Source organism: Xenorhabdus sp. IM139775 (genome assembly GCF_028598745.1).
In the GTDB taxonomy this organism is placed as follows: Bacteria; Pseudomonadota; Gammaproteobacteria; order Enterobacterales; family Enterobacteriaceae; genus Xenorhabdus.
In genome coordinates this window covers 1-8,901 of the sequence record NZ_JAQRFK010000096.1, presented here as the reverse complement: position 1 = coordinate 8,901, position 8,901 = coordinate 1, and the positions used below count along the sequence as shown (strand labels likewise).

Annotated in this window: 11 protein-coding genes and 1 pseudogene; all 12 read right to left on the bottom strand. The window is 53.5% G+C overall.

Annotation, left to right across the window (positions count from 1 at the left end; all coding sequences use genetic code 11):
- Positions 1-298 (bottom strand): annotated as a pseudogene (locus PSI17_RS15065) (hypothetical protein); the annotation flags it as partial.
- Between the two features lie 9 nt (positions 299-307).
- Entirely contained in the window at positions 308-889 is a 582-nt protein-coding gene (locus tag PSI17_RS15060) for a YmfQ family protein (protein WP_273552755.1), read from the bottom strand.
- On the bottom strand, positions 880-1,953 hold the full coding sequence (locus PSI17_RS15055; RefSeq protein ID WP_273552754.1) for a baseplate J/gp47 family protein: 1,074 nt from the start codon (positions 1,951-1,953) through the stop codon (positions 880-882). The genes PSI17_RS15060 and PSI17_RS15055 overlap by 10 nt, the downstream gene beginning before the upstream one ends.
- The gene (locus PSI17_RS15050; protein ID WP_273552753.1) at positions 1,954-2,400 is read right to left on the bottom strand and encodes a phage GP46 family protein; all 447 of its coding nucleotides are present in this window, start codon (positions 2,398-2,400) and stop codon (positions 1,954-1,956) included.
- The gene (locus PSI17_RS15045; protein WP_273552752.1) at positions 2,397-2,942 is read right to left on the bottom strand and encodes a phage baseplate assembly protein V; all 546 of its coding nucleotides are present in this window, start codon (positions 2,940-2,942) and stop codon (positions 2,397-2,399) included. Before PSI17_RS15045 ends, PSI17_RS15050 begins: the two co-directional genes overlap by 4 nt.
- Positions 2,939-4,027: a phage baseplate assembly protein gene (locus PSI17_RS15040; protein ID WP_273552751.1), complete on the bottom strand. Its 1,089-nt coding sequence runs from the start codon at positions 4,025-4,027 to the stop codon at positions 2,939-2,941. The genes PSI17_RS15045 and PSI17_RS15040 overlap by 4 nt, the downstream gene beginning before the upstream one ends.
- Complete coding sequence (locus tag PSI17_RS15035; protein WP_273552750.1) at positions 4,020-5,480, bottom strand: DNA circularization protein; 1,461 nt, start codon at positions 5,478-5,480, stop codon at positions 4,020-4,022. The genes PSI17_RS15040 and PSI17_RS15035 overlap by 8 nt, the downstream gene beginning before the upstream one ends.
- Positions 5,480-7,591, bottom strand: coding sequence for a hypothetical protein (locus PSI17_RS15030; RefSeq protein ID WP_273552749.1), 2,112 nt, complete (start codon positions 7,589-7,591; stop codon positions 5,480-5,482). Before PSI17_RS15030 ends, PSI17_RS15035 begins: the two co-directional genes overlap by 1 nt.
- Entirely contained in the window at positions 7,588-7,722 is a 135-nt protein-coding gene (locus tag PSI17_RS15025) for a hypothetical protein (protein WP_255296125.1), read from the bottom strand. The genes PSI17_RS15030 and PSI17_RS15025 overlap by 4 nt, the downstream gene beginning before the upstream one ends.
- 1 nt (position 7,723) lies before the next feature.
- Positions 7,724-8,089 (bottom strand): phage tail assembly protein, encoded by a 366-nt coding sequence (locus PSI17_RS15020; RefSeq protein WP_273552748.1) that lies wholly within the window; start codon positions 8,087-8,089, stop codon positions 7,724-7,726.
- Between the two features lies 1 nt (position 8,090).
- A complete protein-coding gene (locus tag PSI17_RS15015; RefSeq protein WP_273552747.1) occupies positions 8,091-8,450 on the bottom strand; it encodes a phage tail tube protein in 360 nt (119 codons plus the stop codon).
- 15 nt (positions 8,451-8,465) lie between these two features.
- Positions 8,466-8,901: phage tail sheath C-terminal domain-containing protein (locus PSI17_RS15010; protein WP_273552746.1), on the bottom strand; the 436-nt coding region annotated here is incomplete at its 5' end.

Below are 8,901 nucleotides of genomic sequence, written 5' to 3'. Positions count from 1 at the left end.
TTACAAATTCAGACGGGTTAGGAATGTCCGCGCCGTTTGCCTGTTTGGCCAACCAGCCATCTGACACAATTTTTTTGATCGCAGCAGACAATTGATTCAATTTGCCCTTATCCGGTGCAACTCCTGCTTCCTTCAGTACATTCAGCAATTCCGCCTGCACCTGGTTAAACCATTCCTGACCAGGGTAACTGGCACTTAATCCCGCACCACCTTCAGTAAACCAAAGAGGGGCAGAATTATTCTTTGGGGTGATGGCAGGCATCACATTGATACCTGATGGGTTATCGAGTCCGAACATCGTTATTCCTCACTCATAAATAAAAACAAATTCAGTTTCGGCGGGAGCGTAACGCTCCAGCAGGCATTCCAAATCGGCGGCGTCAGCAATGCGCAAGCGCTGCTGGCAGTTATCCAGTACGGTGGCAAAATGTGTCGTTCTGTCGGCGACGTGAACGAACACGCGAAACCAGTTGATATCGGGGTAAATGGGATAGTTGCAGTCACGTAAGCAGTGATGTGGGTAACGTTCTTCCAGTTTGATGCGATAGCCACGGTCGGCGGCCAGTCGCTCATAGAACTGATTACACAGGCTGCCGGACATGATCAGCTTGGCTTTGGCTGCTTGACGGCGGGCGTTAATGGATGACTCTTTATCAATACTACAGTCCGGTAGCCCGGCGAACGCTTCCCAGTCTTCCAGTAACATAAATGCCCGGTCGGCAAAGATTTCTTCCAACAGAGCCGCGTTGATAGCATCCACACGGGCAAATTCTTCTCCGGTTGCCAGCATCAGCTTGGCCAGATTACCATTGAGGTCTTTTGACCAGGCCAAGCCGTTCGGTAGCAATTGCAGCCCCGAACGTTGGTAATCTTTGGCTGTCATCGCCATGTGATGTCTCCCAGAACAAAAATCTCGTTCTCTGCCGCGTGAATATCAGTGGTTGGGTTAATCACCGTGTTATCCATCTCGCCGGGAGCGTTGGAAATGGTGGCACGTATTTCAGACAGAAACGCCAGTCCACCGGGGCGCAAGCTTTCCAGATAGATTTTCAGGTTCGCTTTAACCGCACTGCGCACCTCTTCCGTATTGGGTGACAGGCGGATGCTCAGATTGATGATCTTTGCGGTTGGACTCATTACGATAAGTTCGGCTCCGGTGGTTTTGCCTTCCACTTGATTGGTGACAGGGTTGATATGCCCGGTCAGGTAATCTGTAACTCGGTTCAGGTCAGCCGTGCCGGGAAAGATATCAGGCTCTTCATCCATCACGAACATCACCCCCACCGTGCCATGCCCGCGATAACGGGGCAGACACCAGGCACGGGTAACGCCGGGGACTTCCAGCGCCCAGCGTTCGTAATCATACTGATTACCGCCGGAGGGCGGATATTGCACCCGAAACAACAGACGCGAGCGGAGCGAATCCATCGATTCTTGTTCAGCTCCGCCGCCGATATATTGACAGCGGGCTTGTGTCTGGACATTCACCACCGGGGAAATTAATTCCAGTGGTACACCTTCAGCTGTGTTACTTTTGCGGCCTGCCTCAATGGCCGTAACTGAAACCAGGCTGTCACCTGCGGCAACATGGGCATCAGCAGTAGATTCGAACACCACGCCATCAGGACGTTGCCAGCGTGTCCCTTCGGGGATCAACGTGTCAGCAGAAACAGTCACTGTTAATGTACCGCTGGCATTCGTGGCCGCCTTACGCCAGACACCCCAGAATTCGCAATGTTCCAGCAGCTTGTCATCATCCGCCAGGTGAGGAACGACCTGACGGCTTGTCCACGCCAGATGGTCATGCAGCCCGGCAGCATTGCCGGCATTGGCATACGCGATGGCATTGGTTGTCCTAAACGCCGTTCGGGCATAGGTTCCCGGCAACCGGCTTTCAATGTCAGCCTGATTTCGGGCGATCAATGTTGAAAGTGTGGGAGATTTATACGGCATTTAAATCCTGCTTAACGCTGTTTTAAACGACATTGGCAGCACGCTGCCATCGAATAACGTAATCATCACCGTCAATAGCAAAACGCCCGATTGAGGCGCAGTCGCAGTGACATCGATTTTTTTTACGTGACCATCATCAATCAGCCACGCTAACGCTTCATCGGCGTAGGCTTTGGCACTGTGCAAAACGGCAGACAGTTGCTTTTCGCGGGCGAGCAACCACAGGCGGCTGCCAATAGGACGGGTGTTAAAGGTATCACCCCACCAACCGCGCCTGTCTGTGCCTGCCCCTGTCGGGAGTTCGTCAGAGTTCAGTGCCCTGCGGTCAGTGAATAATGAAATGATGACCGCGGTGCTTAATGAGTTATCCAGGGCAATATCGGCATTATCGATAACAATATCTGCGCCGTTGACTTGCCACTGTAAGGCGATATCATTATCATTCATCGGGGTTTACTCGTATTGTATCCGTCATGTTCATGGTGAATATGGTCTTTACCACTCGTCTGGCCTGACAGATGATCTGTAGCCTGGCTGACGCCGACTATATCCACATTGCCCGTAAAGCGGGTTTGTGGCGTATCAAACACAATACCGTCTTCTGCCACAACCTCCAGCCGTTTGCACTGAACACGGATAACGCCGTTTTCGGTCAGCAAAATATGATGCCCGTCCAGATGATAGACTGCGCTGTCACCGCTCTTGAGGTTCTTCAGACGACAGGCACGATTATCCACCGCGATGGCGACCAGATGCTGACGAACGCCACCGATCGATAATACAATCGCTTCACTGCCTGCCGGGGGGACGCTGGTCTGTCCGTAGTTCTGGAAACGTTCGACGTCATCGGCCGTCTCCTCAGCCAGCAAGGACACCTGAAGATTTTGTTGCTTCAGGGCGTCATTCACGAAATTAACCACGCCACGGGATACCAGCAGCCGGATACGGCGGGAGAGACTGGCGGTAAATTTGTTGAACTGCGCTATCATGGTTTCCACCTTAAATCTTGAGCTTTCTTTTCCGGATCGGCGGGTTCGGTAAATCCCTCGCGGGGCATCAGTTCCAGCCGCGTTATTGTGCCGTTGTCGTTATCCAACAGATAATTAACAGAAACGATCAACAGCGGTTCATCTGGAAATCCTGCCTGAGTCGCTTGTAACCGTACCATTTCATTGGGTTGCCAGAGTTGGCCAGCAGGTTTAAACCAGCCCGTGATCCCGATGCTGGCGTGAGTGGCATGTGCCATTGCGCGTTTTTGCTCCCACGCAGCGCGGGCGGTGCCTTTGGCTTTGGTCATGTTGTCATCAGCCAGAAATATCGTCGGGCGGTAACGGGTAATCGCAGGGTCGCGTGCATCCATATAAATAGCCGTAGACTGTACCGGGGTTTGGGTTTCTCCCCAGCGGCCACCTGCCGCCGATGCCCCTTTAACCCGGTACAAACTAAACCGCTCCTGCCAGGATAATGACGTATCGAGGGTTTGGATTTTGATACCCGCATTTTGGGGATTGCCCAGCACCAGCGTTGCCACGGTCTGGCTGCCTGCGGTGGTAAAAACCAACTCACCTGCGGCATTGCTGGTCATTATCACGCCCCGATGCCGGGCGGCACGGGACAGATTATCAAAGACGGTTTCACTGGGTTCGATTTGCCACTGGCGAAACGCAGTCGCGGCGGCGGCATCCTGAACCTGCCAGCGAACGGTGACCCCGAACGGCTGGCACAGGTCTTTCGCGATGCGCTCCAGGCTGACGTTCCGCCACTGGCCCTTGCCATATATAGCGGCACAATCCACCAGATCACCGGTCTTATCCCTGCCGGATAACGTAATGGTGCGTTCATCGGCGTTGATACCGACGTCAACCGCATCGACATACCCCGTCACCACCCGTTGGCCATTAATCGCCAACTGGCAGGCCTGACCGGGTTTTAGCACCAGTGGCGAATCATTGTTTTTGACGGTGATGCCCAGGCTAAACTGGCCGGACATCTCTTCCAGACTGCGGGTCACATCCAGTGTTTTCCAGCCGGAATAAATTTTATTGCCTAAAATCAACTCAATGGTATTAGCCATGAATCACCTCAACTGCTAACCCACCCGACACGAACGCGGGATGGCGAATGCCATTGCGACGGATAAACCGGTTAATCTGCGCGACACCGCCCGTTTCCCGGTATAACGTTACCAGGGCGGGTTCTGTTCCCATAACGTGAATAGACCGGGCCGTGGGCAAGGCGCTGGCCGTCGCTTGCATCTGTTGCAACAACACCAGACGAAAATGACGTAACTGATCTGAGGTGCGGAACCAGCCTAAATCGCCGGTCTCCACAATCAGTTGCATCAGGGTTTCATCCAGTTCGGCACTGCTCTGACGAACATCATCCAAGGTTTCGATCAAGGGAATGATTTCGATTGCCGCGGAATCTGTCGCTATAAATTCAGAGGCAGCTAATCCTGCCAGCGCAGCGGTGGACGACGTTTCAAACGGCATCAAACCGCCCTGAAATGGTGTCTGAGTCGATACAGACGGTGTTGTCAAACCTGACAAAGCAACGGATTGCGGTGCCTCAAGCAGCATTAAATTGTGTTGAAACGGTGCCTGAGTGAGTGCCGGTGCAAGCTGCTGACCCCGTGCGGAGGCTGCCGCTGCATTCAATGTCACGCTGGCCAATTCTTTTGCAATGAAAATACCCGTGGCGATATTCACCACCTGCTGAAGTTTCGCTACCGCAGGCACATTGGAGCGAAACTGTGACTGAATGCCGCTGGACGTTTTACGTAATACCCTGTTAGCGATATCGGGTGTGGCAACCTCTGCCATGCCGGAAATCAGGCCGCTGATATCGTCAAACAATTGAAACGGGGCATTAATCAAATTTTTCAGGGAACCTTTCAATGCCAGTGCGGCCCCCAACAATTGATTCATGCCTGAATTAGCCGGCAGGCTGCGAATGCCGTTAACGATGGTATTGACGGTATTTTCAATCGCGTTCAGGCGTTCAGTGGCCTGATTGACGGCACTGGTGAAGGTTTCCCAGTTCTCTTTGATATCTGCCAGTATGCTGCCGGTCAATGACTGGTCGTTCAGTTCCGGCTGCTGTGAAACGATGGGCGCGGTATTATCTGCCGCCGGAACAAACGTCACAGAAAACAGCGCCACCCCGCCTGTATAACAAGATTCGCGGACAGTGTAGGTTTCAATTTGTACCTGCTGTTTGCCGTAATACGGATGATCCATTTCACCGGGTTCGGCGGTTTCCAATGCCGTAATCAGGGCATCACGCTGGTCAAGATAATCATCCCCGAACACCACTGCGGTAAATGAATATTCCCGCGTGGTCAGTCCCATATCTTCGGTTTCGCCGTCATCACGCAACGGGTATTCATGACGAACGACACGGCGGCCACCGGAGACGGTGGCATCATCAATGATATAAAACGGCACATTACGGAAGGTGCCTTTTCCCGTTCCGATGCGGCTGCGCCATGATGTGTCATTAAACAACGTCATAAACTGATCAAACATCAGTAACTTCTCCCGTAGCTGTAGCCGGTGTTAACCCGTAAGTCGATATTTTCCGCCTGCACTGACTGGGTTCGGACTTTTAAATCCCCTGCGGATTCCACCACCACGGTAATTTTGCCATCGGCAGGTTTAGCAGGCGGGATCTCCAGTTCCTGAAGGGCGGCCGCCAGACGGCCTTCAGGGTAATCAGGCCAGTTTCCAAATGAATTTGGCCGTTCCCCCGTTAAGTGCGGTGCAGGTTTAACATCCCCTGTATTGGATTTTTCATCGCGATCATCCTGCTGATAAATCGGGGGAACAGGTAACCAATCCTGTTTTTTTTCGGGATGAACAGGTTTCTCATCTGGCCATTTTTCAAATGAATTCGGCCAATCGCCTGTTAAATAAGGCGGGAGTTTAACCGTCTCAGTGTTGTTGTTTTTCTTATCATCACGATCTTGCGCCGGATGGGGGGCGGAATTCGGCCACTCGCCCGTTAAGTAAGGCGAGGGTTTAACACCTTCTGTTTTAACTTTTTCATCGCGCTCATACCACCAATTGGTCAAGGGAGCAGGTAACCAACCCGGCCCTTTTTCAGCGTAGGGATAGTCTTCAGCCATCTTGTCCAGATGCTTTTGCACATTTTCAGCCCCTTCTTCGGGAGACAAGAAAGGGAGCGCTGCCACAGACGATATCGCGGAACCCCGTATGTTATTACGCCAGCTTCGGCGATTATCTGGCCCACCGCCGTTACCATTGCCATTATTGTTATTACCCTTATTTTGGTCCTGCCAGTTGGTGACATAAACAGGGACAACCTCCGAACCATCGCTACCGAGTCCACCGCCACCGCTGCTACCGCCAGCCCCTCCGGCACCTGGGCCATTTTTGAGGTACTGTGCGTAATTAAAAATCGTTTTACCTGCACGCCAGGCATAACGGGCAGCAATCACAGCGCCAATGGCAATCGCGGCTTTCTCAATGGCTGCCGCATACTGGTCCAGTTCGGCGGGCGTCAGGTCATTAATGGCATCGGCCAAGTCTTCCACTGGCTTGGCCAGCCTCAACTGGGCGAACCGCTCCCCCGCATTGGCCAGCGAAATCAACGCTGCATTCAGGGTCTGGACGTTTTGGGTGGCTTTGTCCTCCAGCAACCCTTCCGTGATATTGGCCGGATTGGCAATCGTTTTGGCTAAATCCCGCTTTTTGGGATCAGCAAAGACCATTGCCAGCGTGAGCGTATCGCCGTCAAAGACGTTTTCTAGGTTTTGATCCTTTTGATAGGCCGCCTGTCCGATTTCAAATAGCAGGTCAACGGGTTGTTTTAATTGCCCATTTTTATCAGTTGGCTTAACGCGGCCACGCTGCCATAGGGTTTTTAGTTTTTCCTTATCCGTTATGACTGAGTAATACCCCTGCACAGCCGCAGCAGCCTGCGACGGGTCATTAAATTCAGCATTGGCCACCCGGATCAGGGCCAGCATTTGCTGCTGGTCTATCTGTCCTTTCCATTTGGTATCTTTGCCTAACCCGCGCAGGGCACTTAATTGGTCAGTAATATTGCCCGTGCCGTATCGGCTGGCGGAGGCAATGCCATCCAGCCATTTCTGCATTTTCTCCGGCGACTGATAACCGACGTTGAACATGGCACCCAGCTCTGTCCCGGCAGCCGTAGCCTCCATCTTGATGCCATTAATACTCAGGGCAATGTTATCGAGGTGCGCCAGCGTGGCATCCAGGTTGTTGGTTTGCCCCAGAAACGCGGTCGCTGCCGTGGTTAAATCGGACGTACTGAGCTTACGGCGGCCTGCCACTTTGGTGATGGCGGCATCCAGGGCATTCACGTCATCGGCGGTCAGGTTGTATTGTGTCCCCAGTTCGGTCATGACCTGCTGATGGTCAGCCACGTTCTTGGCCGCCATTGCCAGACCGCCCCCGGTCACAGACCCCATGATACGGTTATCAAATTTGTCCAGCAGCCCATTGGCACCCGTCACGGCACTGGAAAACAGCCGCATCGAGCGGCTGCCGTCAGTCCCAAACCGCCGGATACTGGCCCCGAACTGGCGGGCACGTTGGGCAACATTCCCCACCAGATCAACAATAAACTGGGTACGGTTAGGTGTTGTCATTGACGTTTCTCCAGCCAGGATGAATACAGCCACAATTTCGGCAAGGGCAGCGCCAGCGCCCAGGCAGGGCCACCCCGCAGACGATGCCCGACATATAAGGCAGTGCGCTCAATGGCACGAACGCACTGCAAACTATCGCCCCTCGTCAGCCACCCGCGCCACGGTATCCAGTGCGGCGGCGCGTTGCATATCCGCATATTGGGCAATCTGTTCCAGATCATCCTGATGCAGGGTTTTCAGCATCTCCAACGGCAGGGGGCCGTTGATTTTTCCGATACGGGCAATCGTGCGGCGCAGCAGTTCGTACCCCATTCGGGACGGACTGGACAACAGGACGGGGCCTTTTGCGGTCACCACCACCCGTTCGCTCGCCGCTTCCGCATCAATCAGGTCACCGGCGGTCAACTGACGCAGTTCAACCTCAAATTGCAGCTCAGTATCATCACCCTTGCCATAGGCCAGCCCGTGTTTTAATTCAAAGTGCATGTTAAAGTGCATGTTAAATCTCCTTACATTCCACGGCGATAAACTCCGCCGAAATTTCGCCCTTGCTGGTCAGGGTGGTATTACCGTCACACCAGGCATTGGCCAGCATAAATTTTTCGCCCGTATCACATTCAAATGAAATGGTGGTATCGACGGCGTTCTTGATGGTAAACAGGCTGACCCCCGGCCCCTGCGGGATCACGCAACTGAGCCGGGCTTCTTTCGGGGTCTGCTGCCAGCCGTAGACGCGGGCACCAATCACCGGGTCGCGGCTGAATCCGCCCGGTGTTAATGTCGCGCCGTCTTTGGTCGGCAGCTCTTTCCCGTTGAGGTGAATATAGGCAATGCCCGTATATTGGTATGGACTCGCCATAGGTGAGGCTCCTCTTTACAAAATAAACTGGATGGCGTGGGCGTAGATACGGAACTGGTTAACCAGGTCAGGATTGCTGCGCACGTTCAGGCGGTTGCGGTCGTTCTGGTCACGTTCCACAATCAGGGTCTGTTTAAACGTTTCAAAGTCCTCAACCAGTCCCGCGAATTCGTGTTCCGTAAACAGGGCCAGCAGTTCGGTGCGGATCACCGCCGGCGTGACGACCGCCTGCCCGGCACTGATACGGGTGCCGTCGTTCGCCAGCTTATGGCGCGGGTATTTCTGGGTAATGCGCACTCGCGTGGCATAACGCAGATACGACAGGGTGGCGATGGTTTCCACGTCTAGGTAACTGGGATCGGGGTCACCAAAGGCATTCTGACGGTACATGGTGATCATGCGCTCAATCTGCACATTGCCGCCTGCATCCACCGTAAACGTGGAGATACCG

Excerpts from the sequence above, each read along its gene's own strand:
- PSI17_RS15060 (WP_273552755.1), bottom strand. The coding sequence starts at position 889 with ATGGCGATGACAGCCAAAGATTACCAACGTTCGGGGCTGCAATTGCTA.
- PSI17_RS15055 (WP_273552754.1), bottom strand. The coding sequence starts at position 1,953 with ATGCCGTATAAATCTCCCACACTTTCAACATTGATCGCCCGAAATCAG.
- PSI17_RS15050 (WP_273552753.1), bottom strand. The coding sequence starts at position 2,400 with ATGAATGATAATGATATCGCCTTACAGTGGCAAGTCAACGGCGCAGAT.
- PSI17_RS15045 (WP_273552752.1), bottom strand. The coding sequence starts at position 2,942 with ATGATAGCGCAGTTCAACAAATTTACCGCCAGTCTCTCCCGCCGTATC.
- PSI17_RS15040 (WP_273552751.1), bottom strand. The coding sequence starts at position 4,027 with ATGGCTAATACCATTGAGTTGATTTTAGGCAATAAAATTTATTCCGGC.
- PSI17_RS15035 (WP_273552750.1), bottom strand. The coding sequence starts at position 5,480 with ATGTTTGATCAGTTTATGACGTTGTTTAATGACACATCATGGCGCAGC.
- PSI17_RS15030 (WP_273552749.1), bottom strand. The coding sequence starts at position 7,591 with ATGACAACACCTAACCGTACCCAGTTTATTGTTGATCTGGTGGGGAAT.
- PSI17_RS15020 (WP_273552748.1), bottom strand. The coding sequence starts at position 8,089 with ATGCACTTTAACATGCACTTTGAATTAAAACACGGGCTGGCCTATGGC.
- PSI17_RS15015 (WP_273552747.1), bottom strand. The coding sequence starts at position 8,450 with ATGGCGAGTCCATACCAATATACGGGCATTGCCTATATTCACCTCAAC.